General features: G+C 46.7%; 38 protein-coding genes. 10 read left to right on the plus strand and 28 right to left on the minus strand.

Annotation, left to right across the window (positions count from 1 at the left end):
• Positions 1-470 precede the first annotated feature (470 nt).
• The 25 genes from IM475_RS01295 to IM475_RS01415 form a co-directional block, all read right to left on the minus strand.
• The gene (locus IM475_RS01295) at positions 471-710 is read right to left on the minus strand and encodes a DUF2283 domain-containing protein (protein ID WP_002794713.1); all 240 of its coding nucleotides are present in this window, start codon (positions 708-710) and stop codon (positions 471-473) included.
• On the minus strand, positions 701-1,003 hold the full coding sequence (locus tag IM475_RS01300; protein ID WP_045358702.1) for a hypothetical protein: 303 nt from the start codon (positions 1,001-1,003) through the stop codon (positions 701-703). Before IM475_RS01300 ends, IM475_RS01295 begins: the two co-directional genes overlap by 10 nt.
• Positions 1,004-1,059: 56 nt before the next feature.
• A complete protein-coding gene (glmS, locus tag IM475_RS01305) occupies positions 1,060-2,961 on the minus strand; it encodes a glutamine--fructose-6-phosphate transaminase (isomerizing) (RefSeq protein WP_287726446.1) in 1,902 nt (633 codons plus the stop codon).
• A gap of 610 nt (positions 2,962-3,571) precedes the next feature.
• Positions 3,572-4,138 carry an adenylate kinase gene (locus tag IM475_RS01310; RefSeq protein WP_002753892.1) on the minus strand — a complete coding sequence of 189 codons (567 nt, stop codon included), beginning with the start codon at positions 4,136-4,138 and terminating at the stop codon, positions 3,572-3,574.
• Between the two features lie 70 nt (positions 4,139-4,208).
• Entirely contained in the window at positions 4,209-5,528 is a 1,320-nt protein-coding gene (secY, locus tag IM475_RS01315) for a preprotein translocase subunit SecY (protein ID WP_287658870.1), read from the minus strand.
• A 233-nt stretch (positions 5,529-5,761) separates the two neighbouring features.
• Positions 5,762-6,205 (minus strand): 50S ribosomal protein L15, encoded by a 444-nt coding sequence (rplO, locus tag IM475_RS01320; protein ID WP_287658869.1) that lies wholly within the window; start codon positions 6,203-6,205, stop codon positions 5,762-5,764.
• A gap of 10 nt (positions 6,206-6,215) precedes the next feature.
• On the minus strand, positions 6,216-6,737 hold the full coding sequence (gene rpsE, locus IM475_RS01325) for a 30S ribosomal protein S5 (protein ID WP_002757584.1): 522 nt from the start codon (positions 6,735-6,737) through the stop codon (positions 6,216-6,218).
• A gap of 26 nt (positions 6,738-6,763) precedes the next feature.
• A complete protein-coding gene (rplR, locus tag IM475_RS01330; RefSeq protein WP_287726447.1) occupies positions 6,764-7,126 on the minus strand; it encodes a 50S ribosomal protein L18 in 363 nt (120 codons plus the stop codon).
• Positions 7,127-7,129: 3 nt separating this feature from the next.
• Positions 7,130-7,690: a 50S ribosomal protein L6 gene (gene rplF, locus IM475_RS01335; RefSeq protein ID WP_287703495.1), complete on the minus strand. Its 561-nt coding sequence runs from the start codon at positions 7,688-7,690 to the stop codon at positions 7,130-7,132.
• 105 nt (positions 7,691-7,795) lie between these two features.
• Positions 7,796-8,197, minus strand: coding sequence for a 30S ribosomal protein S8 (rpsH, locus tag IM475_RS01340; protein WP_002734721.1), 402 nt, complete (start codon positions 8,195-8,197; stop codon positions 7,796-7,798).
• Positions 8,198-8,383: 186 nt separating this feature from the next.
• Positions 8,384-8,923 carry a 50S ribosomal protein L5 gene (gene rplE / locus IM475_RS01345; RefSeq protein ID WP_002734750.1) on the minus strand — a complete coding sequence of 180 codons (540 nt, stop codon included), beginning with the start codon at positions 8,921-8,923 and terminating at the stop codon, positions 8,384-8,386.
• Between the two features lie 54 nt (positions 8,924-8,977).
• The gene (gene rplX, locus IM475_RS01350; RefSeq protein WP_002733835.1) at positions 8,978-9,331 is read right to left on the minus strand and encodes a 50S ribosomal protein L24; all 354 of its coding nucleotides are present in this window, start codon (positions 9,329-9,331) and stop codon (positions 8,978-8,980) included.
• A 72-nt stretch (positions 9,332-9,403) separates the two neighbouring features.
• The gene (gene rplN, locus IM475_RS01355) at positions 9,404-9,772 is read right to left on the minus strand and encodes a 50S ribosomal protein L14 (RefSeq protein WP_002732358.1); all 369 of its coding nucleotides are present in this window, start codon (positions 9,770-9,772) and stop codon (positions 9,404-9,406) included.
• Positions 9,773-9,792: 20 nt separating this feature from the next.
• Positions 9,793-10,035: a 30S ribosomal protein S17 gene (gene rpsQ / locus IM475_RS01360; protein WP_002801923.1), complete on the minus strand. Its 243-nt coding sequence runs from the start codon at positions 10,033-10,035 to the stop codon at positions 9,793-9,795.
• A 6-nt stretch (positions 10,036-10,041) separates the two neighbouring features.
• Positions 10,042-10,260, minus strand: a complete 219-nt coding sequence (gene rpmC / locus IM475_RS01365) for a 50S ribosomal protein L29 (protein ID WP_002801921.1) — start codon at positions 10,258-10,260, stop codon at positions 10,042-10,044.
• Positions 10,260-10,679 carry a 50S ribosomal protein L16 gene (gene rplP, locus IM475_RS01370; RefSeq protein WP_002780088.1) on the minus strand — a complete coding sequence of 140 codons (420 nt, stop codon included), beginning with the start codon at positions 10,677-10,679 and terminating at the stop codon, positions 10,260-10,262. The genes rpmC and rplP overlap by 1 nt, the downstream gene beginning before the upstream one ends.
• A gap of 30 nt (positions 10,680-10,709) precedes the next feature.
• Complete coding sequence (gene rpsC, locus IM475_RS01375) at positions 10,710-11,438, minus strand: 30S ribosomal protein S3 (RefSeq protein ID WP_008197249.1); 729 nt, start codon at positions 11,436-11,438, stop codon at positions 10,710-10,712.
• Positions 11,439-11,461: 23 nt separating this feature from the next.
• Positions 11,462-11,821: a 50S ribosomal protein L22 gene (rplV, locus tag IM475_RS01380; protein ID WP_002746605.1), complete on the minus strand. Its 360-nt coding sequence runs from the start codon at positions 11,819-11,821 to the stop codon at positions 11,462-11,464.
• Between the two features lie 159 nt (positions 11,822-11,980).
• Positions 11,981-12,262: a 30S ribosomal protein S19 gene (gene rpsS, locus IM475_RS01385; RefSeq protein WP_002753908.1), complete on the minus strand. Its 282-nt coding sequence runs from the start codon at positions 12,260-12,262 to the stop codon at positions 11,981-11,983.
• A gap of 30 nt (positions 12,263-12,292) precedes the next feature.
• Complete coding sequence (gene rplB, locus IM475_RS01390; RefSeq protein WP_287726448.1) at positions 12,293-13,126, minus strand: 50S ribosomal protein L2; 834 nt, start codon at positions 13,124-13,126, stop codon at positions 12,293-12,295.
• A gap of 33 nt (positions 13,127-13,159) precedes the next feature.
• A complete protein-coding gene (locus tag IM475_RS01395; RefSeq protein WP_002771034.1) occupies positions 13,160-13,465 on the minus strand; it encodes a 50S ribosomal protein L23 in 306 nt (101 codons plus the stop codon).
• Positions 13,455-14,087, minus strand: a complete 633-nt coding sequence (rplD, locus tag IM475_RS01400) for a 50S ribosomal protein L4 (protein WP_002732765.1) — start codon at positions 14,085-14,087, stop codon at positions 13,455-13,457. The genes IM475_RS01395 and rplD overlap by 11 nt, the downstream gene beginning before the upstream one ends.
• Before the next feature lie 20 nt (positions 14,088-14,107).
• Complete coding sequence (gene rplC, locus IM475_RS01405) at positions 14,108-14,746, minus strand: 50S ribosomal protein L3 (RefSeq protein ID WP_002734589.1); 639 nt, start codon at positions 14,744-14,746, stop codon at positions 14,108-14,110.
• A 609-nt stretch (positions 14,747-15,355) separates the two neighbouring features.
• Positions 15,356-15,694, minus strand: a complete 339-nt coding sequence (locus IM475_RS01410) for a P-II family nitrogen regulator (RefSeq protein ID WP_002801914.1) — start codon at positions 15,692-15,694, stop codon at positions 15,356-15,358.
• Positions 15,695-15,878: 184 nt separating this feature from the next.
• Positions 15,879-16,364, minus strand: a complete 486-nt coding sequence (locus IM475_RS01415) for a DUF4079 domain-containing protein (RefSeq protein WP_287726449.1) — start codon at positions 16,362-16,364, stop codon at positions 15,879-15,881.
• A 198-nt stretch (positions 16,365-16,562) separates the two neighbouring features.
• Between IM475_RS01415 and IM475_RS01420 the strand changes: the two genes are divergently transcribed.
• The gene (locus IM475_RS01420) at positions 16,563-17,222 is read left to right on the plus strand and encodes a phosphoribosyltransferase (RefSeq protein ID WP_287726450.1); all 660 of its coding nucleotides are present in this window, start codon (positions 16,563-16,565) and stop codon (positions 17,220-17,222) included.
• Positions 17,223-17,367: 145 nt separating this feature from the next.
• Here the strand turns inward: IM475_RS01420 and IM475_RS01425 are convergent, their stop codons facing one another.
• Positions 17,368-17,670, minus strand: coding sequence for a YkvA family protein (locus IM475_RS01425; protein WP_287726451.1), 303 nt, complete (start codon positions 17,668-17,670; stop codon positions 17,368-17,370).
• Between the two features lie 245 nt (positions 17,671-17,915).
• Here IM475_RS01425 and IM475_RS01430 point away from each other — a divergent pair, with 245 nt between their 5' ends.
• From IM475_RS01430 to accD, 3 genes are all read left to right on the plus strand, one after another.
• Positions 17,916-18,725, plus strand: a complete 810-nt coding sequence (locus tag IM475_RS01430) for a prepilin peptidase (RefSeq protein ID WP_287726452.1) — start codon at positions 17,916-17,918, stop codon at positions 18,723-18,725.
• 524 nt (positions 18,726-19,249) lie between these two features.
• Positions 19,250-19,399: a hypothetical protein gene (locus IM475_RS01435; RefSeq protein ID WP_287726453.1), complete on the plus strand. Its 150-nt coding sequence runs from the start codon at positions 19,250-19,252 to the stop codon at positions 19,397-19,399.
• A 19-nt stretch (positions 19,400-19,418) separates the two neighbouring features.
• Entirely contained in the window at positions 19,419-20,369 is a 951-nt protein-coding gene (accD, locus tag IM475_RS01440) for an acetyl-CoA carboxylase, carboxyltransferase subunit beta (RefSeq protein WP_287726454.1), read from the plus strand.
• Between the two features lie 85 nt (positions 20,370-20,454).
• On the opposite strand, the gene IM475_RS01445 is transcribed toward accD, so the two are convergent.
• Positions 20,455-20,838 (minus strand): Fur family transcriptional regulator, encoded by a 384-nt coding sequence (locus IM475_RS01445; RefSeq protein WP_287658860.1) that lies wholly within the window; start codon positions 20,836-20,838, stop codon positions 20,455-20,457.
• A 31-nt stretch (positions 20,839-20,869) separates the two neighbouring features.
• On the opposite strand from IM475_RS01445, the gene purS reads away from it, so the two are divergent.
• From purS to IM475_RS01475, 6 genes are all read left to right on the plus strand, one after another.
• A complete protein-coding gene (gene purS, locus IM475_RS01450) occupies positions 20,870-21,145 on the plus strand; it encodes a phosphoribosylformylglycinamidine synthase subunit PurS (protein WP_287658859.1) in 276 nt (91 codons plus the stop codon).
• Between the two features lie 135 nt (positions 21,146-21,280).
• Complete coding sequence (gene purQ, locus IM475_RS01455) at positions 21,281-21,967, plus strand: phosphoribosylformylglycinamidine synthase subunit PurQ (protein ID WP_287658858.1); 687 nt, start codon at positions 21,281-21,283, stop codon at positions 21,965-21,967.
• 257 nt (positions 21,968-22,224) lie between these two features.
• The gene (gene cdf31, locus IM475_RS01460) at positions 22,225-23,151 is read left to right on the plus strand and encodes a CDF family zinc efflux transporter Cdf31 (RefSeq protein ID WP_287658857.1); all 927 of its coding nucleotides are present in this window, start codon (positions 22,225-22,227) and stop codon (positions 23,149-23,151) included.
• 46 nt (positions 23,152-23,197) lie between these two features.
• The gene (gene rfbB, locus IM475_RS01465) at positions 23,198-24,274 is read left to right on the plus strand and encodes a dTDP-glucose 4,6-dehydratase (RefSeq protein WP_287726484.1); all 1,077 of its coding nucleotides are present in this window, start codon (positions 23,198-23,200) and stop codon (positions 24,272-24,274) included.
• A 194-nt stretch (positions 24,275-24,468) separates the two neighbouring features.
• A complete protein-coding gene (gene rpsP / locus IM475_RS01470) occupies positions 24,469-24,717 on the plus strand; it encodes a 30S ribosomal protein S16 (protein ID WP_002736858.1) in 249 nt (82 codons plus the stop codon).
• Positions 24,710-25,075 carry a KH domain-containing protein gene (locus tag IM475_RS01475; protein ID WP_287726455.1) on the plus strand — a complete coding sequence of 122 codons (366 nt, stop codon included), beginning with the start codon at positions 24,710-24,712 and terminating at the stop codon, positions 25,073-25,075. Before rpsP ends, IM475_RS01475 begins: the two co-directional genes overlap by 8 nt.
• A 9-nt stretch (positions 25,076-25,084) precedes the next feature.
• On the opposite strand, the gene obgE is transcribed toward IM475_RS01475, so the two are convergent.
• A complete protein-coding gene (gene obgE, locus IM475_RS01480) occupies positions 25,085-26,113 on the minus strand; it encodes a GTPase ObgE (protein WP_002801904.1) in 1,029 nt (342 codons plus the stop codon).
• Positions 26,114-26,256: the final 143 nt, after the last annotated feature.

The raw sequence follows: 26,256 nt of genomic DNA on the forward strand, positions 1-26,256 counted from the left end.
CAGACATGGCTTTTTTTCTCCCCTCGCTCTACGGCACTCACTGCTTTCTGTCTTAAATCATCACTATAGGGTGCTGCCATGAAAGCTTCTCCTCATTTCTTTTTCTCTATTATGTCCTAACTATCCCGCTCTTTGCTATACAAGGTTTTTGAGTCCCTATAAAGTCCCTAAACCCTTTTCTAGCCAAGCTTCTACTGATATGCAGCCAACCCTACTTATCAGGGTAAGCGCATCTTAACAATCCTTGACAAAATAAACTTTATGTGAGTTGCTTACCCAGAGAGCGATTCAGGCATATTTGAGGAGAATTGGCCATCTCAATTGTTAAGCAAAAATCGACTAAATGTGAAGATTTCGTAACCATTCTGATTGACTGGTATCACTTGAAATGCCCACACAGCAAGCGGATCACAAAATTGGCCAATTGTCAATAGCGTTTGAGATGCTCTCACCCTGCCCTACTTATAGCATCATTGGATTTTACTAACATTGAGAATACTTAACCCAATGATCTTATCCCCTTGATAACGAATAATCACATCATTATCTGTTAATTCGCTATCATCCGCTGGTAAAGATGGTTGATGAAAATTAATATACAAAACATCTGCTTTTGCATCATAAGCTGTCCAAAAATCTTGCTGAGGCAGAGCGTGAATCATCTTGGCGAAGTTAAGATAGGATTGAATATTAATGCTAGTTATGGCCATATTTGTTTCCTCTTGGTTAATTCACGAAGACGACGGGTTAAATAAGCAGTAATAATAAATCCCCCCTCTGATAATTCCCGATAAACAACGATTAGATATTTTCCAGAAACTATTTGTTTAACTGCCAACAATTCCTGATGGTTTCCTACTAGGATTTTCTCAGGATAGCGAATGGTTTCCAATATCTCCGCTTGATACGATACTAATTCACTATGTCCACTGATAATGTGTTTCCATCTCTCCTCTGTCAGACGAATTAAAACCCCATTCTGAGAAGTTGCATAAAGATTCATAGGTTCCGATTCAGTGTAAATAGACCTTTAAACCACACTTTCAACCCAACCGAACCCTATTCTACCGTGACACTTTTGGCTAAATTGCGCGGCTGATCCACGTCTAAACCGCGACGGGCCGCGATATGATAGGAGAGCAATTGTAGGGGAATTACCGTTAAAATTGGCGATAATAATTCCTCAACTTCCGGCACATACAACAAATCATTAAAGACTTTCGGCGCTTCCGTATCGCTGTCGGCAACTACTCCCAATAATCGCGCATCCCTTGCTTTTGCTTCCTGTGCATTGGAGAGAACTTTATCATAAACTACCCCCGGCATCGCAATCGCTACTACAGGAACTTTTGCATCTAAAAGCGCGATTGGTCCGTGTTTCATTTCTCCGGCTGGATAGCCTTCCGCATGAATATAACTGATTTCTTTGAGTTTTAAGGCCCCTTCTAAGGCAATGGGGAAATTAATCCCCCGTCCCAAGAAAATAAAGTCTTGGGTGTCATTAAATTCATGGGCCAATTCTTCGATCGCTTTTTCCTGTGTTTCTAAGACAGTTTCGATCGATCTTGGCAGCGATCGCATTTGATTAATAATTTCCTCGATTCTCTCTAAAGACAGAGTTTGACGACGATAGGATAAATCCAAAGCTAAGAGATAAAAACCCAATAACTGGGCGGTAAAACTCTTAGTTGCCGCCACCCCGATTTCGATCCCCGCCTGAGTATTAATAATCTGATCGACCATTTGTGCTAGGGTACTTTCGGGGCGATTAGTAATCCCGATAATCCGGGCCTGATATTTTTTTCCTAATCCTAAACGACGCTGTTTTTCCGTTTCCAAAGCCGCTAAAGTGTCGGCTGTTTCCCCCGATTGCGTCACCCCGATGGTTAAAGTATTGGGCATCAGGGGGGTGGGTGCATAGCGAAATTCCGAGGCGTACTGTACTCTTGTGGGAATACCTGCCAACTGCTCAATCAAGTATTTACCGACTAAACTAGCGTGCCAACTGGTCCCACAGGCTAAAATCTGAATATGTTCTAAATTTTCGTAAATTTCCTCAGAAAAATTAATATTTATCGGGTTGACATTATCCCCATTTTGTGCTGTCCAATGGGGATGCAGATAGGTCCCTAAACAGTCGCGCACCACTCCTGGTTGTTCGTAGATTTCCTTGAGCATGAAGTGACGATAACCCTGTTTTTCTACGGTTGTCGGACTCCAATCGAGGACTCTGGGGCTTTTACGGACTCTTTTTCCCTCAAAATTATAAATTTCCACTCCCAAGGGTGTTAACCGAGCAATTTCGCCATTATCCAAGGACAGCACCGCCCGGGTATGGGGAACCAAAGCACTGACATCGGAGGCACAGAAAAACTCCCCCTGACCAAAACCGATGATTAAAGGAGCGTGTTGCCGCACGACAATCAATTCATCGGGATAATCGGGACTAATCACCGCTAGGGCAAAAGCACCCTCTAAACGTTCAATTGCCCTTAAAACTGCCTTGAGGAAAGGACTCACCCCCAAGTATTCTTCATCGCTAGGTTTGGGTAAATAACTGGCGATTAGATGGGGAATAACTTCTGTGTCGGTTTCCGAGTCAAATATACAGCCTTTTTCCTTTAATTCTGTTCTTAATGCCTGAAAGTTTTCGATAATGCCATTTTGTACCACTGCCACCCGTTGACTGTTATCGGTGTGGGGATGGGCATTACTTTCTACGGGTTTGCCGTGGGTTGCCCAACGGGTGTGACCGATGCCAATTTGGGAGGGATTAACTTCCTGTTCTAATTTTTCCCGCAGATTGTAGAGTTTTCCCTGGGCGCGGACTCGATGTAATTCACCTTCAAGAATTGTGGCAATCCCTGCCGAATCATAACCCCGATATTCTAAACGTTCCAAACCAGCTAGGAGAATATCGATCGCTGTTTGGGTCCCGATATAGCCAACAATTCCGCACATTCTTTCGCTCACCCCATTTAGGCTAAGTCCGATCTATTCTATCGCAAGCGTGACACTTGTTTGCTTAGAGCCTAAAGACGCAGGGGGAAGGGTATAGTTTCCCCTATAGGAGAGCAGGGTGTGGGGTGTGGGGTGTAGGGTGTGGGGAGAACAAATAAAAGCAATATAGATCACTCAGCAGCACACTTTGTTCTTTTTGTCAAAAAAACTTTCTCTTTGCAACAAAACTACACAATTAATTGATCAACGGGTTGGCTTAAAAAAGGCTCTTTAACTGCCATTTATTGCTGTTGCTGAATAGGTCAGTGTAGATTTAGCAAGGGTTTTCAGGATCACCAGACAGCTAAAAACCCTAAAAAGCACATAATAGCCGATCATCTCATACTGCGAAATTATACCATAATCGCTGGAAGTATTGCAACCTCGTAAACAAATGAGAATTATTTTCAATAAATTCTTAAGAAAGGATAAATATTGCGAAATGTAAATTTAAATATTCTCAACTATTAAAGCTTGTTTGATATAAAAAACTTATCAAAAGTTGTAATTTTTACTGACTGATGACTGATGACTGATGACTGATTACTGAATTGATGATCTGAGAGAAACTTTAAACAGGAGTCACAACTGCTGTTAGAGCGGCAGTAACCGCGTCCATCGGTTGATTACCGTCGATATGGTTAAGAGTGCCTTTTTGACCGTAATAATCTAAAACGGGGGCAGTTTGGTCGATATAAACCTGTAGGCGACGGGCGATCGTTTCTTTAGTATCATCTTGACGACCGCGTTGCATGAGACGCTCAATTAAGACCGTATCTGGTACAGCCAAATTAACCACAAATGTGTAACTATCGGCCAATTCCTCCAGTAATGCGTCTAAAAAGCTCGCCTGTGCCACCGTGCGGGGAAAACCATCAAGAATCCAACCCTTAGCACTGTCAGGCTGTTTTAAACGTTCCTGAATTAAACCTAATAACAACTCATCGGGGACTAATTCGCCCTTTTCCACATAAGCTTGTGCTTGCTGACCAAGTTCTGTCTTCTCTGTAATTGCTTGACGTAAAATTTCACCGGTAGAAATATGGGGAATCGTCAGAGATTCCGCTAATTTTGCCGCTTGGGTCCCTTTTCCCGATCCGGGCGGTCCCAAAAATATCACACCGATCCGTTTGCTCATGGATTAAATATAGGGTTTTAAGGGGAAAAATAACCAGTAACCGCTAAAAGGTCACTGGCTGACTATCTAACTACTGTTTAATCATGCCCTCATAACGTTGAGAGATGACATAGGTTTGAATTTGTTTCGCAGTATCGATCGCCACCCCCACCAGAATTAACAGGGAAGTTGCCCCCAAACCGCGAAAAGTGGTGACACCAGTAGCGCTTTCTACTACAGTCGGCACAGTAGCCACCAAACTTAAAAAGAGAGCGCCCAAAAGGGTGAGACGATTCAGCACCCCTTCCAGATAATTAGTAGTAGCGGTCCCCGGTCGAATCCCCGGAATACTGGTCCCCATTTTTTTCAGGTTTTGGGACATATCCTTGGGGTTAACGATCAGGGAAGCGTAGAAGAAACTAAAACCGAGAATCAGTAAGCTATAAAAAGCCACATAACCCCAACTATCGGGACGCAGAGCATTAACCAACTGAACTAAAACCTGACCGACCGGGTTATCCGTGGGTAAAGCTTGCACTAATTGGAAAGGTAAGACCAACACTGCGGAGGCGAAAATAATCGGCATTACGCCCCCTTGATTGAGTCGTAGGGGTAGATAACTGGTTCTTTCCCGATAGAGACGACGACCCACCTGACGACGGGCAGAAACAATCGGAATCCGACGGGTTCCTTCCTGAACAAAAACAATGCCGATAATCATCACCAAGAAAACCAGCAAGAGAATCACCACTTGAGCGATCGCTTGTCGGCCACCCTGTTGGGCAAAAGTAATCGTATCACCGAGGGTTTTCGGTAAAACAGCGACAATGTTGACAAAAATCAGCAAAGATGCTCCATTTCCCAGACCGCGTTCCGTAATCAGTTCCGAAATCCACATCACGAACATAGAACCGGCCACTAAAGCGAGAACCGTAGCAGCGATCGAGGGTAAAGTTCCGGCCACAACGCCGTTAGCCACTAATAAACCGAGAGTAATGCCGATACTTTGAATAATTGACCAACCAAAGGCAACATAACGGGTAATTTGGGCAATTTTTCGCCGTCCTGCTTCTCCTTCATTTTTCTGTAAATCTTCCAAAGAAGGAAGGGCAGCGGTGAGCAGTTGCACGATAATTGAGGCGTTGATATAGGGAAGAATGCCGAGGGCAAAAATCCCTAACGTCGATAATCCTCCCCCGGTAAACAGGTCAAGGATTCCCAAAGCGGCGTTACTTTGAATAATTTCTGCTAATCTTGCCCGATCCAAACCGGGTATCGGTACAAACATCCCAAAACGGAGCAGAATCAGTAAACCCAATGTAATCAACAAGCGACCGCGTAAACCGGCCGCTTGTGCCATTTGCATAAACGTTTCCTGTGCCGTGGGAGCCTTATCACGACTGACGACCATTAACAGTTACCTCTAGTGCAGTTTTTTTATGGGAAAAAGTAATCGAGGGGGAAAACTTTCTCGATTTTTTTAAGATTTCCCCTGTCTTTCTTATGATATAGCAATCCGGTCTTGGGGATTGGGTGTTAGGGTGTGGGGTGTAGGGTGTGGGGAGAACAAAGCTGCCCTTTGCCTTTTGCCTTTTGCCTTTTGCCTTTTGCCTTTTATCTCCTGTCTCCTGTCTCCTGTCTCCGTTAAATTTCTTCCCAAGTACCTTGAGCGGCGGTAATTTTCTCTTTAGCGCTATTGCTAAAAGCGGCGGCCTTCACCTTGAGGGGAACGGTAATTTCACCATCACCTAAAACTTTTAAAGGGCCGTCATTGCTGGTGAGAATTTTAGCTTTTAGGAGACTTTCCAGGGTAACTTCCGTATTAGCGGGTAAAGAAGCCAATTTTCTCAGATTAACGATCGTGTATTGACGGCGGTTAACCAAAGGAAAATGCTTTAATTTGGGAACCCGACGATAGAGGGGCATTTGTCCCCCCTCAAAACCGGGGCGGGTCCCCGTCCCAGAGCGAGATTTTTGTCCGCGCATTCCCAGACCGCAACTAGCGCCCTGGCCGGCCGAGATACCCCGTCCCACACGACGACGACGTTTAGTGGACCCCGGTTGGGGGGCGATTTCGTGGAGTTTCATGGTGATTTCTTTATGTGTACAAATGTTCTACAGATACGCCTCTATCCTTGGCCACTTCCGAGAAAGTGCGGAGAGTTTCCAGGGCGTTAACAGCGGCTCTAGCGTTATTGAGGGGGTTATCGCTACCGAGTTGTTTAGCGAGGATATTTTTCACCCCGGCTAATTCTAAAACGGTACGGACAGCACCCCCGGCAATAACCCCAGTCCCCGGTGCCGCTGGACGCATAAGCACCTGAGCGCCACCGGAAGCCCCCCGGGTGAGGTGAGTGATAGAACTAGCTTTAGTTAAGGAGACTTCAATTAGTTGTTTTTTGCCATCGGCCACGCCTTTACGGACGGCCCCGATAACGTCCCCTGCTTTGCCGACTCCCACTCCCACCTGGCCGTTTTCATTACCGACCACGACGATAGCCCGGAAGCTGAGTTTTTTACCACCCTTAACCACTTTACTAACCCGGCGGATCTGGATGACCCGCTCTTGCCAAGTGGTTTCTTTTTCTTTTTCGCGGTTGCCTTTGCGACGTTTTGCCATAGTTTTATCAGTGTTGAAAGGATATTTTAGAAGTTTAAGCCGGCTGACCGAGCCGCTTCTGCTAAGGCTTTGACGCGACCGTGATAGAGATTGCCACCGCGATCAAAAACCACTTGTTCAATGCCTTTGTCTAGGGCCCGTTGGGCGACCAGTTTACCCACGGCAGCCGAGGCTTCTTGGGTAGCGGTGGATGCTAATTCCCCGCGCAAGGTTGCCTCTAGGGTAGAAGCGGCAGCGAGGGTGTTTTGGGCGACGTCGTCGATAATTTGGGCGTAGATGTGGTTATTAGAACGAAATACGGATAAACGGGGCCGTTCAGCAGTGCCATTAATTTTGCGACGCACACGCTGGTGACGACGACGGACTGATTCTTTGCGACTAAGTTTCATGGTTTATTTTTTACCTCCTTTACCGCCTTTACCGCCAGCTTTACCAACTTTGCGACGGACGACTTCACCAAGATAGCGAATCCCTTTACCTTTATAAGGTTCGGGGGGACGAACCTCGCGGATTTTAGCGGCAATGTTACCGACGGCTTCTTTGTCGATGCCACTGACGATAACTTGGGTGTTGTTTTCTACAGCCACGGAAACACCATCGGGCATCTCCATTTCCACGGGTTTACTGTAACCAACATTAAGAACTAATTTACTACCCTGCGCCTGGGCGCGGTAGCCCACCCCTTGGATATCGAGGCGTTTTTGAAAGCCGGTAGCGACTCCTTCCACCATGTTGGCTACTAGAGTTCTACAGAGTCCGTGGCGTTCTCTGGCGGTACGGGAATCGTCCTGACGGGTAACGAGCAGGGTTTCGCCATCTTTATCGATGGCGACGGCGGTGGGTAGGGTTCTCTGGAGAGTTCCTTTGGGTCCTTTCACCGTCACGGTAGCACCATCGATATCGACGGTGACTTTATTGGGAATAGGAATCGGGCGTTTGCCAATACGAGACATAACAGTTATCAGTTATCAGTGGGTCAGATATCAGGGAAGAGTTATCAGTGGGCCAGCTATCGGGTTTAAACTTGGAAAGGCTGACGGCTGATAGCTTATCCTTGTTTACCAGATGTAGCAAAGGACTTCGCCGCCAACGTTTTGTTTACGCGCTTCGCGATCGGTCATAATACCTTTAGAGGTAGAAACAATGGCGATGCCAATGCCACCGAGGACGCGAGGTAAGTCTTTACTGTTGGAATAAACTCGCAGTCCCGGTTTACTGACTCTGGTGAGGGTAGTAATGATCGGTTGACGGTTTTTGCCTTTATATTTGAGGGAAAGAACTAATTGAGATTTAATCCCCTCACCCACTTCCTCAAAGTCAGCAATAAAGCCTTCGTCTTTGAGAACTTGAGCAATACTGCGCGTCATCCGCGTGGTGGGAATTTGAGTAGTGGTCTGCCGAACCGCGCAAGCGTTACGGATGCGGGTCAGCATATCCGAGATGGTATCGTTAGCAGACATGAATTACCTGTTTTTCTCCTAAATTGGGATCAACATCAGTGGTCAGTTATTGCAGGAGTCAGGAGTCAGGAGCCAGTCGTCAGGAGAAGGTAGGTAGGATTTATTCAGTAATTTCTCTGACAAAATCGCTTTCTCCCTTTTCCCTTGCCACTTTTTCCTGATTTTTTTCCTTTTCTCTTGATTGATTTATCTAAAGGGCATTCCCATCTCTTTGAGGAGGGCGCGTCCTTCTTCGTCGTTTTTAGCGGTGGTGATGATTGAGATGTCCATCCCACGAATTTGATCGATTTTGTCGTATTCAATTTCGGGGAAGATCAACTGTTCACGAATGCCTAAACTGTAGTTACCACGACCATCAAAACTGTTACCGCTGATACCGCGAAAGTCGCGAATGCGTGGTAAGGCCAGATTAATTAGACGGTCTAAAAAAGCGTACATTCGATCGCCGCGCAATGTCACCATGACACCCACGGGCATTCCTTCGCGAATTTTGAAACCAGCGATCGCTTTTTTTGCCCTAGTCACTACCGGTTGTTGTCCGGTGATGGTGGACAGTTCCTCCTTGGAAGACTCCAAAGCTTTGGCGTTTTGTGAAGCTTCCCCAAGACCGCGGTTAACAGTAATTTTGATAACTTTAGGTACTTGGTGGATATTGGTATAACCAAATTGTTCTTTCAGTTTCGGAACAATGGTTTCTTGATAGGTGGTTTTTAGTTTTTGGCTCATAGTTTTGCTGCTTACTTTTCCTGGGCTTGGTCAGGAACTAGAATTGATGGGAAACTAATCGATAATTTCGCCAGTTTTCTTCAGTATCCGCACTTTCCGACCGTCTTCGGTAAAGGTATAACCCACCCGACTGGCGATTTTTTTCTTCTCGGAATAAAGCATCACTTTGGAACTGTGAATCGGTGCTTCGTAGGTAACGATTTGACCCGATTCCCCTTCCTGTTGGGGTTTAGTGTGTTTGGTGCGGATATTAACTCCCTTGACCACCACGGTACTTTCTTGGGGTAGGGCCCGTAAAATTTCGCCCACTTTGCCCTTATCGGAACCGGCGATTACTTGAACGACATCCCCTTTTTTAACGTGCATTTTTTGCCTTTGGGGCGGGGTTTGAATGTTTTTCTTACTCATTTTTTTTGACCTCAAAGTGTGAAAAGTTTTAGACTAGCCATCAGCCAATTGCCTTGGTACTTTTCACTTTGATCAGAGAACTTCTGGGGCTAAGGAAACAATTTTGGTGTAGTTTTTATCGCGCAATTCCCGAGCGACCGGACCAAAAACCCGCGTACCTTTGGGATTACCGTCATTATTAATAATCACGGCGGCGTTATCATCAAAACGGATGCTCATGCCGCTATCGCGACGGACGGTTTGACGGGTCCGCACAATCACCGCCGTCACCACATCGGATTTTTTCACGGGCATATTGGGGATAGCGTCCTTAACCACGGCGATAATTTTGTCACCGATGCCACCGTAGGTACAGTTACCTGTTCCCAGCACCCGCAGACACATTAGTTTCCGCGCCCCGCTATTATCAGCGACATTTAAGTAGGTTTGTTGTTGAATCACGGTTTTTACCTAGGTGAAATTTAATTATCGGTTAATATTTCCGCCACTTGCCAACGTTTGGTTTTACTGAGGGGGCGGGTTTCACGAATACGAACTCGATCGCCTTGTTTGGCTTGATTTTCTTCGTCGTGAGCTTTAAATTTCTGGGTTTTCACGACGATTTTGCCGTATTTGGGGTGAGGAGAGCGGTTTTCAATGGCTACCACTACGGTTTTATCCATTTTGTCGCTGACTACTACCCCAACTCTTTCTTTAACTGCCATAGCGGGTTATGCCTCCGGGGTGGACTGGGCTAGTTGGCGCTCCCGTTCTACGGTTAATAATTGGCCGAGACGGTGGCGGGTGTGTTTGAATTCGTGGGTTTTTTCCAAGCGGCGGGTGGCCTGTTGCAAACGCAATTCAAACAGTTTCTTTTTGGCATCGAGGACAGCATCGGCGATTTCCTCATCGCTCATCTTCCTCACTTCGGCGATTTTTGGTAAAGCCATTAGACAAAATCCTCCTCGCGAGTGATAAATTTGGTCTTAATCGGTAATTTTTGAGCCGCTAGGCGCATTGCTTCCCGGGCTATGGGTTCGGCTACCCCGGCAATTTCAAACATAATGAACCCCGGTTTAACCACGGCCACCCAGAATTCGGGGGAACCTTTCCCGGAACCCATCCGAGTTTCTGCCGCCCGTTGGGTCACGGGTTTATCGGGAAAAACGCGAATCCAGATTTTGCCACCCCGACGAATATAACGAGTCATTGCCCGTCTGGCGGCTTCGATTTGACGGGAAGTAATCCAACAGGGTTCGGTGGCTTGCAGGGCGAAATCGCCGAAATTAATCGTATTTCCGCCGGTGGCCAGCCCGCGCATCCGTCCGCGCTGTTGTTTGCGGAATTTTGTTCTTTTGGGACTTAACATGAGCTATTTACCACTGATAAATATTAGGGATCAGCCTTCGCTAGAGCGATCTTCAAACTGTTGACGGCGACGCTGTTGACGGCGCGGTGCTTGAGCGGGAACGGCGGCGGCAATTTCTTCTTGGCCGGGGATAATTTCGCCCTTAAAGATCCAAACTTTCACGCCTAGAATCCCGTAGATGGTGCTGGCGGTTTTATAGGAGTAATCGATATCGGCCCGCAGGGTATGCAGAGGAACTCGTCCTTCCCGCACCCATTCGGTACGAGCGATTTCCGCCCCGTTGAGACGGCCGCTAACTTGAATTTTGATCCCTTTGACTTCGGCCCGTTGCGCCCGTTGGATGGCTTGCCGGACAACACGACGGAAGGAAACCCGTCTTTCTAGTTGTTGGGCGATGTATTCGGCGATCAGGTTGGCATCGGCATCAACGCGAGCCACTTCGATGACGTTAATGCGAATTTGACGCTGGCCACCGAGGGCTTTTTGCAAACCTAGGCGCAGCTGTTCGATTCCCGTGCCACCACGACCGACGACGACCCCGGGGCGAGCGGTGTGGATGGAGATATCTACTTGATCGGCCTTGCGTTCGATGCGAATATCGGCGATACCGGCATTAGAGAGGTTTTTTTCGACGTAATCACGAATACGGCGATCTTCTTGCACTAATTCGGGGTAACGTTTCGCGTCGGCATACCAGCAAGATTTGTGATCTTTGATAACGCCGAGACGAAAACCGAGGGGATGGATTTTTTGTCCCATTGTGGTTTTTTTAGTTAAGGTGATTAGTCTTTGTTGCTAGGAGCGACGGCGACGGTGATATGACAGGTGGGTTTGCGAATTTGGTAGGCGCGGCCTTGGGCCCGGGGTCGAAAACGTTTTAGAGTTGGACCGCCATCGGCAAAGGCTTGGCTAACCACCAAAGTGGCGGGATCGAGTCCTTCGTTATTTTCGGCGTTGGCAACGGCGGAACGCAGGACTTTCAGAATCGGATCACAGGCCCGGTAGGGCATAAATTCGAGAATAATTAGGGCTTCCCGATAGGAGCGACCGCGAATCTGATCGAGTACCCGTCTGACTTTCAGGGGTGACATCCGAATATAGCGGGCGATCGCTTTGACTTCGTTAGAGGTATCGATGGTCATTTCAGTTATCAGTTATCAGTTATCAGTTATCAGTCATCAGTTATCAGTCATCAGCTTTTATTTTTTGAAAATTAGCTAACTTGGTGATTTATGGTCACGACTCTTCGGCCTTGCTCAGAGGCCACTATCTAGCTGACGACTGAGGGAGTAGCGGCTGATTTATTTCCGTCCTGCTTTTTTGTCGCTCTTGGCGTGACCGCGGAAGGTGCGGGTGGGAGCGAATTCACCGAGTTTATGACCGACCATCTGCTCGGAAACATAGACGGGAACGTGCTGTTTGCCGTTGTGAACGGCGATCGTGTGACCGACCATATCGGGAATGATTGTCGAGGCCCGGGACCAAGTTTTAATCACTTGTTTACTGCCCTGTGCGTTGAGTTTTTCGATTTTTTCCATCAGGTGGCCGGCGACAAATGGCCCCTTTTTCAGTGAACGACCCATAATTTTCAGTCAAAAGTAAAGTAATAATTTCTAACCCTGGTTACGACGGCGCACGATCAGATCGCTACTGCGCTTTTTCTTGTTGCGAGTTTTGCGACCGAGGGCGGGTTTACCCCAGGGAGTCATCGGGCCGGAACGTCCGATCGGAGCGCGACCCTCTCCACCTCCGTGCGGGTGATCGACTGGGTTCATGACGCTACCCCGAACATGAGGCCGTTGACCGCGGTGACGGGTACGGCCGGCTTTACCGAGACTGATATTTCTCGCTTCGGCGTTACCGACTTTTCCGATGGTGGCGTAGCATTCACGCCGGATCATGCGTACTTCTTTGGAGGGGAGGCGGATGGTAACGTAATCGCCTTCTTTCGCTACCACTTGGGCGAAACCACCGGCAGCCCGCACCATTTGACCGCCGCGACCGGGGACGAGTTCGATGTTATGAACTTCTGTCCCTAGAGGGATGCGACTTAAAGGGAGGGCATTACCCACCTCGAAGGGAGCGTTTTCTCCGGCGATGACGGTATCACCAACGCCTAAACCGGCGGGGGCGATGATGTAGCGTTTTTCCCCGTCTTTGTAGAAAAGCAGGGCAATGCGGGCGTTACGGTTAGGATCGTACTCGATCGCCGCTACTTTGGCTGGAATATCCCGTTTATCGCGACGAAAATCGATAATCCGGTAGAGGCGTTTATGGCCGCCGCCCCGGTGACGACTGGTAACGACACCGCGATTATTACGCCCCTGTTTACTGTGTTTGTGATGAGTTAGGGACTTTTCTGGTTCGGTTTTGGTGATCTCTTTAAAGTCGGAGATGGCCGCCTGCCTTGTCCCGGGGGTTAAGGGTCTAAAAGAACGAATACCCATAGTTTAGTTTTCCGTTATCGGGTTTCTTGGTTGTTATACGTCGGGATAGAGGGCGATCGAGTCGCCTGCTGCCAGGGTCACGATCGCGCGTTTGTATTGGGGTTTGTAACCGAGGAAACGGCCGACGCGTTTTTTCTGACGAGAGGGGCGGCTGGTGTTCACTTTCGTTACTTTCACGTCAAACAACAGTTCGATCGCCGCTTGAATTTCCGGCTTGGTCGCTTTCAAGGCGACATCGAAGACGTATTTATTTTGTTCTAGGAGCAGGGTGGCTTTCTCGGTCACGATCGGCTTTAGGATCAGATCGGCGAGTTGCCTGGCTTCAGTTTTAAGCACCATAGACCTCCTCAATTTTGGCTAGGGCTGCGGCGGTGGCGATAACTCGATCGGCTAGGATGACATCATAGACGTTGAGACTATCGGCGCGAATAATTTTGAGATTGCAGATATTACGTCCCGATAAATAGACATTTTCGGGAATTTCCGTCAAAATCAGCAGAATTTTTTCCTCTGGACTGGCTCCCCAGCGACTTAAGGCAGCGGTGAGTTCCTTGGTTTTGGGTTGGGAGAATTGTTCGGCGAAGCTTTCAACCACGATAAAGTTATCGGCCTGGCTGATCAAAGCGGTTCTCAGGGCTAATCTTTTCTCTTTGCGATTGACCTTAACCTCAAAATCTCTCGGTTTTGGTCCGAAGATGACACCGCCACCACGCCAGAGGGGAGAACGGATCGAACCGGCCCGGGCGCGACCGGTGCCTTTTTGCCGCCAAGGTTTGCGACCACCGCCGCGCACTTCCGAGCGGGTTTTGCTGGAGGCATTACCTTGGCGGGCCGCCGCTAGATGGCTGACGACGACGCGGTGAATTAGGTGTTTGGCGGTTTCGGGTTTAGCGGTTTTCAGTTCCAGGGTGCCTGTTCCCGCTTCTTCCCCTTGCCAATTTTTGACTGTGTAGTTAACCATGGCTTTAATCTTTCCTTGCCCTATTTACCAAATTTCTTGGCGGGGGTGATGTTTAACAGGGTTCCTGGTTTGCCCGGGACGGCTCCTTTGATCAGGATCAGGTTGCGTTCGCTATCGATTTTGACCACGGACAATTTGCGGATGGTCACTTGGGTTGCTCCGTATTGTCCAGCCATTCTCTTGCCCGGGAAGACGCGACCGGGGGTAGTACCAGCACCGGTGGAACCGGGGAGACGGTGGTTTTTGGAACCGTGGGTCATGTTACCGCGCTTGAAGTTATGGCGTTTTTGATAGCCGGAGAAACCCCGTCCGATGGTGGTTCCAGCCACATCGACCAAATCGCCTTCTTGGAAGATAGCGGCGGTAATTTCTTGGCCTAAAGTGTAAGCGGATGCGTCCTCAAGACGGTATTCGATTAAATGCCGCAGGGGGGAGACACCGGCTTTGGCTAAATGACCGAGTAGCGGTTTGTTGAGGGCTTTTTCTTTGACGGTTTTGTATCCCACTTGGATGGATTCATAACCGTCGGTTTTTTTAGTTTTGACTTGGGTGACGGGACACGGACCGGCTTGAACGACGGTGACGGGAATGGCGACTCCCGTTTTGTTGTCGAAGATTTGGGTCATGCCCAGTTTTGTACCGAGGATACCGATAGACACGGATTGTTCTCTTTATCTTTACTAGACGACAATCAAAAATAACGTGGCCGTGGCTATAGGAGCGAGAAAAATCTTTCCCGCTTTATCAGCCTGCCCAACTTGAATGACTTTTTTCGAGTTATTTAAGCTGGCATCCCGTTAAATTCGTAAGTAGGACTAGACAGGTTTGCTGGTTCTGCCTAGATTGTTGCTGGTCTTTGTTTCTTCAGGACTTAAAGGGTTTATCTTCAGTATCCAGGCGAAGACCGAGCGACCAAGGCGGTTCTGCTCGGCAGTGCCTTCAGCACCACCTAACCCCGATTTTGGCCACAATCAAACATTATATAATATTTGTGACTTTTTAGGCAAGAGGTTTTTTTAGTCACCGAAAATGATCATATCTAGTCTGGTCAAATTATTTATCCCGTTCGGCGGTCTTCAGCAGCGATGGGGGCAGACCGAGCCAATAGATTCAATTATAGTAGTTATCTTAATGTTGAGGTACAAAGTTTCCGTTTTGGGGAATCGGTCGTCGGTGGTCGATACCAAATTAGGTTACACTTCTTGACGGGAAACACTTTCAATGGGGGGGGGGATGACAGCATTGTGCTATCATCCCTTGTCGGGGGGTTAAATCGCTTCGAGATTTTTTTCTCCGGTACGGATGCGGACGATCTGTTCCACGGGGGAGATAAAGATTTTACCGTCTCCGATTTCACCGGTACGCGCCGCAGAAATCAGCTTATCGACGACCATATCGACCTGCTTATCTTCGACGACGATCTCGATCTTGAGTTTTTGGAGAAATTCGACGGTATACTCGGAACCGCGATAACGTTCCGATTGACCTTTCTGACGACCGAAACCTCTAACTTCGGAGACGGTCATGCCGACAATGCCCGCGTTAACTAGGGCGATTTTCACCTCTTCAAGTTTAAAGGGTCGGATAATCGCTTCTACTTTCTTCAAAATATCTATCTCCTCGTTGCGTGACGATACTTTACTTTCTGGGTAAATTACCTGTTAATTCTAAACTCGGAATCCCAAGAATAGTGCTTAAAGTCATAATTTCTTCAATTATTGTCCTTGGCCACAGTCTTCTGCGGTGAAAAACTTCCGGGTGGGAATTGGCCCACCTGAAGCCATGAACCAACTAGAGAGATAATCCTAACTGAAGACCAAAAACACCGTGAACTAGCAGTAAAATCAGGGCAATACTGCCGATATAGGAGTGAATAGTCCGGAAAAGTTCTTTTTTCCCGCCAGCGAAGCCAGTGAGGGACAATAATCCATTGAAAGCTAATAAACCGATCGCGATCGATCCTGTCCAGAAATGGCTGCTTTCGAGGATTGGATGTTTCTGTATAACGAGGGATAAAATACCGCCGGTGTAACCGAGAGCGATAAATAAAAACAGCCAGGGGGCGAGTTTGCGGTGATCAGCCCGATTTTTGGCCACTACTTCCCCATCTTTGCTTAAACGGCTTTGCCAACCGGCATAGGCAGTATAACTACCCATAACTAAAACCACGATCCCCATCATGACTGGATGTCCCCAATGAACGATCGGTTCGGGAGTTCCGAGACCGCGAAAGGCAGCGGCGATCGGATCTAGCGCATCACTTAAACTTTGATTCATGTTTGTTACCTAACTTTACAAAACCCTCTGGTCTAAGATTTTAGCCGATCTCTGGCCTAGAAAAACTTCGGTTAGCCGAAAAAATGTCAAGCCTTCGCTAAATTTCTTAACATTTCAGCTAGAGATTAGCGGAGAAATATAGAATAAAGTCAGGGGAGACTAGGGAGCCCCACGGGGATTAGCCCCTAGGAGGGAGTTATGACTTATCTGCTCAAAGATCGGCGATCAGCAGGGAGACTATTAGCTAGTTACTTGACAGAATATACCAATAGTGCTAGGGCGCTAGTGTTGGCTTTGCCCCGGGGTGGGGTTCCGATCGCCTTTGAAATTGCCCAAAGGTTACATTTACCGCTAGATCTGTGTTTAGTGCGAAAATTAGGTGTACCAGAGCGAAAAGAGTTAGCTTTTGGGGCAATCGGTCAAAATGGTGTGCGGGTAATCAATGAAAGTATCGTTGACGACTTGCACCTATCGGAGGCGATGATGGAACGGGTAGCAAAGGAAGAAATGATCGAATTAGAGCGACGCAATCGCTTGTATCGAGGTGAGCGACCCTTTCCGGACCTGACGGGAAAAACGATTATTCTAGTAGATGATGGTATCGCTACGGGAGCAACGATTAAAGCGGCGATTCTGGCCCTTAAGGCTGGAGAGCCCGCTGCTATTATTATTGCTGTTCCTATTGCCCCACCGGAAGTCTGTGATCAATTAGAAAAATTAGTCGATCAAGTAATTTGCCTACATAAACCCTACGAATTGAGATCGATTTCTCTTTGGTACGAAGATTTTTCCCAAACCAGCGATGAGGAAGTGCAAACACTTTTGTCTAGCGTCGATAGTTCTTTGATTCAAGTTTAGGGAATTATGAATTATGAATTATGAATTGGGGAGTGGGGAAGTGGGGGAGTGGGGAGACCACTTCGTGCGCGTTGCGGGGGGAGATGGGGAGAATAAATAACAGCAACCTCCTGAAGTCAGAAGTCAGAATTGAGACTTCCGAATTCTAACTTCTGACTTCTACAGCATCGGTATCAACGGCATTGGTTGGGGAAGAAACTTCGGTTTGATTCTTAACTCCTCCCGGACGGCGGTTGCGATAATCAAGAACTAATCGCGATAATTCCGTAGTTAAAAGGGTGAGGACAATACTATCATCGATCCAACCAATAATCGGGAAAATGTCAGGAGAAATATCGAGGGGGCTAAAAAGATAAACCATAGTTCCCAGAATGATAATCCAACGATATTTAGGGTGAGTGATTTTGCTGCTGTACCAGTTGTAAAAAGATTCAACAATCGGTTTCATTAATTTGTCCTCGTTGACTGGGATAATTTAATTTTGTCAGGTTGTCCCTGGGGCTGATAGTGAGGTTTTACCCCCATTATCTAGGGTGATATCCGCTCATTATCCACTAAAAAAGCCCAGAAGAAAATTCACCTTTAGGGATGAGCCTGAAGTATTATTACTGGATGCTTAAGAGGGGAGATAGTGGCATCTTTATCCCCTATAATAGGCGATAACAAACTAATCAATTATCTGCCAGTTTAAGGATGGAAACCCTCTTTCATCTAGTTACTTTTGCCTTTGTCTTCGCTTTTGGTGCCTCGGTGGGCAGTTTTTTAAACGTGGTCATCTATAGATTACCTCAGGGGATATCTCTAGTTTATCCCCCTTCCCACTGTCCGAAATGTCACCACAGGTTGGGTAAAAGCGAGAATATACCTGTTTTCGGCTGGTTATGGCTAGGGGGTCGCTGTCGCTGGTGTAGAACCCCGATTTCTGTCCGTTATCCAGCGATCGAAACTTTTACCGGTTTATTATTTTGTCTGGTTTTAGGAGATTTTAGCTTTTCTTGGCAGACCCTCGGCTATTGGATTCTCCTAAGTTGGTTATTAGCTTTAGCTTTGATCGATTTTGACACGATGACGCTTCCTAACTCCCTCACCCAATCGGGATTAGTTTTAGGGATAGTTTTCCAAATTCTTTTAGGTTGGCAAAATAATCAAAGTGTTATCTATCTCTTTTCAGCGATCGCTAGTGCGGTTTTAGGAGTCTGGTTATTTGATCTGATCCGGTGGGGGGGAAGTTTTGCCCTCAGACAGCAGGCCATGGGGGAAGGAGATGCCAAATTAGCGGCCATGATCGGTGCTTGGTTAGGATGGCAAGCATTATTAGTCACCGCTTTTCTGGCCTGCGCTATCGGGGCAGCGATCGGTATGACGGGCATTTTTCTGGGTAAAATGGCCAAAAGACAAGCTATACCCTTCGGCCCACTTCTTGCCCTCGGCGCTCTGATGAGTGTCTTTTGGAGTGATAAGATCATCTCAGCCTATCAAACCATTTTTTTCCCTTTGTTTTGACATACCCCACGCCGTAAACGGACGTGGATTCTTCTAGCATCACTGCTGAGAATTTCTGGCTCAACGAGTCCACTTGAATTAGATTCCTGGCGAAATCCCACCCAGAGGTGATTCTCTCCTCAGACTTTCGCGACCTTACAGAAGCCTGTTTTCGGGGGACCCGACGATACAGTTCAAAACCTCTAAAATCATTGGTTTCTCTGGTACTTGACGCTTAGAGCTTTTACCTATGGGAGCATTCCCCTAGAGAACCCCATAACTCTAGTTTTCAAGGCTTCGGCCGTGAGCTCAGCCGAACGGTGCGTTCATCGGTTGATGACTGGGTTTTTTAAGCGGTTGCTTACCCGGCCCCCTATTCTTAATATCATACATCAGATCAAGTCGCCCTCAAAGGGCGAGGCTTTCAACCCAATTTTTCGGTAAAAAAGCTATCTTGTAATTAAATCTTGATACAATAGTTTTCTGTGTCTTGGATCACCATTAGAACAACCCCCAGTCTAGGGTAAGCCGATTGGCTACAGGAAATGCTCAAAGCTCACGACATCCCCAGTCGCGTTATCGCTATTGGCCTTGATATTTATTGCGGCCAGGGGCATCAGGCCGCCCTACAAGTGCGTCCCCAAGATCGCTGGACAGCACTTTTGTTATTAAGTCCTCTAGAGGAAAGTCGATAAATTGTCTTTATTTTAAACTATGTCTCTATTTGATTGGTTTGCAAATCGCCAAAAAACAGAACCCAAGGTTCAACAACAACAGGAACGAGAAATAGCCGATGGTCTATGGACAAAATGCCCAAATTGCGGCGTTTTGGCCTATACGAAGGATTTATTAGCTAATCAACTGGTTTGTCTCGATTGCGGTCATCATAATCGGGTGGAAAGTGAAGAAAGAATTCGCCAGTTAGTGGATGCTAATACTTGGAATTGCCTCGATGAACAGATTCGACCGACGGATCCGCTCAAATTTCGCGATCGGAAAAGTTATAGCGATCGCCTGCGGGAAACCCAAGAAAAAACCGGACTGACGGATGCTGTCCACACGGGAACGGGGACGCTCGATGGTTTACCCTTAGCTTTAGGGGTGATGGACTTCCGTTTTATGGGGGGTAGTATGGGATCGGTGGTGGGAGAAAAACTCTGTCGTTTGACGGAACGAGCCACCGATGAACGTTTACCCCTGGTGATTATCTGCGCTTCCGGTGGGGCGAGAATGCAGGAAGGAATGTTAAGTTTAATGCAGATGGCCAAGATTTCTGGCGCCCTTAACCGGCATCGGGAGGCAAAGTTACTCTATATTCCCGTCTTGACTAATCCCACCACGGGAGGAGTCACGGCCAGTTTTGCCATGTTGGGAGATATTATTATCGCCGAACCAAAGGCTACTATCGGTTTTGCCGGTAAACGGGTAATTGAACAGACTTTGCGCGAGAAATTACCGGAAGGTTTCCAAACATCGGAATACCTATTAAAACACGGGTTTGTCGATGCGATCGTTTCCCGTACCCATCTCAAAAAAACCCTGGCCCAATTAATTAGTTTACATCAGCCCTTTTTCCCCTTGTTATCCCCCCTGAACAGCCATCATCACTACAGTCAGCCAGAGTTAATCCCTGTGAAAACAGCCCAAGGTCAAACAACAGTTTAATCTCTGTAAGACGGCACTGGAGTTGAAAGTCTGAGCGTTTGTACTAAAATTTCCCGATCGGCAGTTTAAATGTAGTACAGCTTACTTAACTGGGTTGACAGTGATCACAAAGTCCAAAAAATTCGAGAGTATGGTAATAAACCTTGAATTGGTGTGATTTTTCGAGTTTTTCTTCCAATTCGTGAACGGGACACTCATTAAAGACGATAGACCGACCGCAATGAATACAGGTAAGATGGTGTTGATCCTGCTGAAGGGAACTGTAGAGGGATTCTCCTGTGGCTAGGGTTCTCACCTGCACTGCTCCCTGTAGTTTTAGGGATTCTAGGGCGCGATAAACAGTGGCTAACCCCATATTTTGGTCACGCTGACGGAGTTCCACAAACAATTCTTGAGCGGATACTGCCCGATTTAAGGTTTTGAGTAAGTGGATAATGCGCTCTTGCGATCGGGTGCGTTGGGATTTCATATCAAAAAGGTCAGCGATCAAAGTTAATTCTATGCCAAAAAATTATCAGTGCTGTATTTATGTTACTCTGCGTCCCTCGGTTCTCGATCCGGCGGGTACGGCGGTAGAGTCGGGATTAAAGCAATTAGGTTATGACACTGTAGCTGGGGTGCGAATTGGTAAGTATATTGAGCTTACCTTGACAGCAGCGGACGAAACCAGCGCTCGCGCGCAATTGGCTCAAATGTGCGATCAACTATTGGCTAATCCTGTAATTGAAAATTATCGCTTTGATTTGCATTGTCAGGAGATAGGAGATAAGGGATAGGGATTAGGGGATAGGGAAATGGGGAAATGGGGGATTAGGGAAATGGGAGAATGGGGAAATTCAACTAATACCCTAACACCCTAACACCCATCTGATGAGAGCTTTTTGCAAAATGAATTAACCAAGTTAAAAATTATGAAGTTTGGGATTATTGTTTTCCCTGGATCGAATTGCGATCGAGATGTGGCAACGGTGACGGAGGGGATTTTTCGGCAACCTACCCGCTATGTTTGGCATCAAGAGACGGATCTAGCGGATTTGGATGTGATCGTGGTGCCGGGGGGATTTAGTTACGGCGATTATTTGCGCTGTGGTGCGATCGCTCGGTTTTCGCCAGCGATGAAAACTGTCCGAGAAGAAGCCGAAAAAGGTAAATTAGTTTTAGGCATCTGTAACGGTTTTCAGGTATTAACGGAAATTGGACTGCTACCCGGTGCGTTAATTCGCAATCGGGATTTACATTTTATCTGCGATCGAGTGCCGGTAAAAGTGGAAAACAATCAATCTGTCTGGACGCGAGGTTATCAACCGCAACAGGTGCTTAATTTGCCGATTGCCCACGGGGAAGGGCGTTATTATGCCGCAGAAGATACGTTAAAATCTCTGGAGGATAACGGACAAATTCTCTTGCGTTACTGTACTCCCACAGGAGAGGTAGATGAGTCGGGAAATCCTAACGGTTCGTTAAATAATATTGCAGGAATTACCAATAAAGCAGGAAATGTGCTAGGAATGATGCCTCATCCCGAACGCGCCGCCGATCCGCTGCTCAATTTGACCGATGGGAGTCTGTTATTTCAGGAGTTGATCAATTGTTGTTGACTAGACCTCTTGTAAAAATCAAAAATTGTTGTTAGGGTCAGGAGTCAGTCGTCAGTAGTCAGGAGAATTAAAAATGAATAATAATCAATTAAATGGTCTATTTACCGACTTTAGGCAATTTAATCCTTATTTTTGCCGTTTTTAAACCCTCAAATAGTTGGGGTTTTTGGGGTTTTGGGGTTTTAGTTAAAATTTCCCTGATAACTGATAACTGATAACTGATGACTGATGACTGATAACTGATAACTGATAATCCTGTGGCTGTTTTAAAAGATAATCGGGCTACCGTCCAAAAAGTTCTCTGGATCACCCTGCTGCTGAACATTTTGGTTATGGCGATCAAAGCGGGGGTGGGTTTGAGGATTGGTTCTTTAAGTCTGCAAGCGGATGCTCTCCATAGTGTCACCGATAGTGCGAATAATGTCTTGGGATTAGTAGCGATGCGGTTTTCTTCTCCCTATCCAGATCGAGATCATCCCTACGGACATCTGAAATACGAAGCGATCGGAGCTTTAGCGATCGCCGCCTTTTTGGGGATTGCCTGTTTTGAAATCTTGCAAGGGGCGGTCATGCGTATTATCAAAGGAGGAAAACCCGTCGAGATTGCAGGTCCTGAATTATGGCTATTAATTATCGTTTTAGGGGTGAATATTTTTGTCACCTATTATGAAAGATCCGTGGGGCAGCGTGTCGGTAGTGCGATTTTGATTGCCGATGCTCGTCATACCATGAGTGATGTCTGGGTGACAATTACGGTTTTATTGGGTTTAGTCGGGGTTTGGGTGGGCAATACGGCCAATATTCCCCAATTACAATGGTTAGATGTGATTTTGTCCTTTCCCGTCGCTTTTTTGGTGTTTAGCAGTGGTTGGAAAGTCCTGATGGAGAATTTACCTTTGTTAGTGGATGAAATGGCGATCGCTCCTGAAGTGATTCATCAAATTGTGATGGAGGTGCCGGGGGTGCTTAATTGTCATGCGATCGCGTCTCGGGGAGTGGTGGGAAGACAGGTATTTATAGAAATGCACCTAGTTGTCTCCGCTCAAGATGTGGAAACTGCTCACGCAATCACGGAAGCGGTGGAAGCAAGATTAACCCAACAATTTAGCCCTGTGAGAATTTTAATTCACGTTGAACCGCCGGATTATCACTCCGATCAGATCACTTTTGATGAAGAAGTGTGAAGCAAAAAAGCCTAAAATAAGTAGCGAACTTTTGCTAGAGGTGGCCATGGCGACAGAAAATCAAGCTAGAAGCATAGTAATTACTGGTGGAGCAGGATTTATCGGCTCGAATTTTGTTCATCATTGGTGCGAGAATTATCCTGAGGATCGTGTCATTGTTCTTGATGCTCTTACCTATGCGGGCAATTTGAATAATTTAGCGACACTGAAAGATAGAAAGAATTTTCGTTTTCTGCAAGGGGATATCTGTGATCGAGCTTTAGTTGATCAATTATTTGCTGGTGAAAATATCGATACAGTTGCCCATTTTGCCGCCGAATCCCATGTGGATCGCTCGATTCTTGGACCTGGGGCTTTTGTGCAGACTAATGTGGTGGGAACTTTTACTCTATTAGAAAGTTTTCGGCAACATTGGTTAAGTAATCATCAACCGGATAACTATCGTTTTCTGCACGTTTCCACCGATGAGGTTTATGGCAGTTTAGGAGTAGATGATCCGGCTTTTACCGAAACTACTCCCTATGCTCCTAATAGTCCCTATTCTGCCTCAAAAGCGGGGAGTGATCATCTAGCGAGAGCTTATTTTCACACCTACGGAATGCCGACAATTATTACTAATTGCTCTAATAATTATGGTTCCTATCATTTTCCCGAAAAGTTAATTCCTTTGATGTGTATTAATATTCTTTTGGGGAAACCTTTACCCGTTTATGGTGATGGTCAAAATGTTCGAGATTGGTTATATGTGCGGGATCATTGTCAAGCTTTAGATACAGTTATTCACAAGGGAAAAGTGGGAGAAACCTATAATATTGGCGGAAATAATGAGGTAAAAAATATCGATTTAGTCAGGATGTTATGTGAGTTAATGGATGAATTGGCCACCGATTTACCCGTGCAACCTGCTCAGAATTTAATTACTTTTGTCAAGGATCGCCCTGGACACGATCGCCGGTATGCTATTGATGCCAGTAAAATTCGCACCGAATTAGGTTGGCAACCTCAAGAAACCGTAGAGGGGGGATTAAGAAAAACCATTCAATGGTATCTCGATCATCGGGATTGGTGGCAACCCTTGTTATCCAAAGAATATCAAGAGTATTATGGGAAAGTTTACGGTTAGAGAAGGGTAAAAACTTTAATCTTAATTTTGGGTGTGTTAGCGAAAACTAACACCCTCAAACCTTGTACCTCACCATTAAGATATTGGCGTTATTTTCAATAATATCCAATGGCTGCCGACCGTTCCCTCGATCGCCACTTGTGGAAATACCGCCTGGATGAGTTAGAATCGGAAAGGAGAATTTTTGAGTAACCATGATCAAATTACGTCTAAAACGCTTTGGTAAAAAACGCGAAGCCAGTTATCGTATCGTTGCGGCCGTTAGCACCAGTCGTCGCGATGGTCGTCCCCTAGAGGAGTTAGGATTCTACAATCCCCGCACCGATGAAGTGCGTCTGGATGAAGAAGGGATTATCCGACGCTTACAACAAGGAGCGCAACCAACGGACACCGTACGCAGCATTCTCACCAAACAGAAAATTTTCGAGAAAATCAATGCCTAGTACCCCCAACTATCTCGAACTGGTGAAATTTATGATCGAGCCGTTTTTGGAAGATCCAGCCAGTCTGAGATTGGATATCGAGCGCTGTAAGGAAAATGAACGTCTTTGGCTGCGTGTAGCCTTCGATGATGCCGATAAAGGCAAAGTTTACGGCCGGGGAGGACGCAATTTACAGGCGATTAGAACTACCCTAGAAATGGCGGCCGCGAGTGCGGGTCGCTCTGTTTATCTAGAAGTCTATGCGGCCGAAAATGAAGGCGAACAGCGCCGCACCCGTCGTTCTAATGGTAACTTTGAAGGTACGGAAAGAAGACCGAGCAATCGCCGACCACCCGCACCCCGGCAACCCAACAACTAACGAGCGATTTTAGGAAAACAGGGAAGGGGTTTCAACCTCGACCCTCTCCAGTTGCTCTAATTGCTGCCAAACTTTGGCGAGTAAAGTGGTTAATCCGGCTCCCGTAACGGCGGAAATAGTCAAAATCTCGGCATTGGTTATTTTAGCAAACTGCTTTTGGTAGTTATCTATCGTTTCCTCGTCCACAGCATCAATTTTGTTGAAAACCAGTATTTGCGATCGCTTTTCCAATTCCCGACCATAGGCGGCTAATTCCCCTTGAATAATTTGATAATCGGCGATCGGGTCTTCTGATGTCAAGGAGACAAGATGAATTAACAGGCGTGTGCGTTCGATATGGCGTAAAAATTCGTGTCCTAAGCCGATTCCTAGGTGCGCTCCCTCGATTAATCCAGGAATATCGGCGAATACCGTCCCATCTCCCGTGGGTTTGCGTACCACTCCCAAGTTAGGAATAAGAGTCGTAAAGGGATAATCGGCGATTTTGGGACGAGCAGAGGAAACGGCCGAGATTAGGGTAGATTTTCCCGCATTGGGCAGCCCAATAATGCCCACTTCCGCTAATAACTTCAATTCTAGGCGTAAATGGCGTTTTTCTCCGTCTAAACCGGGTAAAGCGTATTCGGGTGCGCGGTTATTATTGCTTAAAAAGTGGCGGTTGCCTAATCCCCCTTTTCCCCCGGCAGCCACGATTAAAGTCTGTTCGGGAGTGACCAAATCGCCGATAATTTCCTCGCTATCGAGATCGTAAACCACTGTACCACAGGGAACTTTAATAATGCGGTCGCTACCGTTGGCCCCGGTGCAGTTGTTTGGTCCGCCCCGTTTGCCGTCATCGGCCTTAAAATAGCGACTATACTGGAAATCTAGCAGGGTTTGCAGGTTCTGAGTCGCCACGAAAATCACCGAACCACCTTTTCCCCCATTACCTCCGGCCGGACCGCCGGCGGGGACGTATTTTTCCCGACGGAAAGCGACAATTCCATCACCTCCCTTACCCCCTTCCACTTCTATTTCGGCGCGATCAATAAACTGCATAAGATTAAATAATTAAAGTGAAAAGTCAAAACCAAAAAACCAATTAGCTGTTAGTGTGCCGCGACCGGTTAATCATACTCCTTAAAATAGAGCGAGAGTCAGTCTTTAGTACATTCGTTCGGAAATAAAAAACTTGTTTCTGG

This window comes from Microcystis sp. M061S2 (assembly GCF_020245605.1).
Taxonomy (GTDB): domain Bacteria; phylum Cyanobacteriota; class Cyanobacteriia; order Cyanobacteriales; family Microcystaceae; genus Microcystis.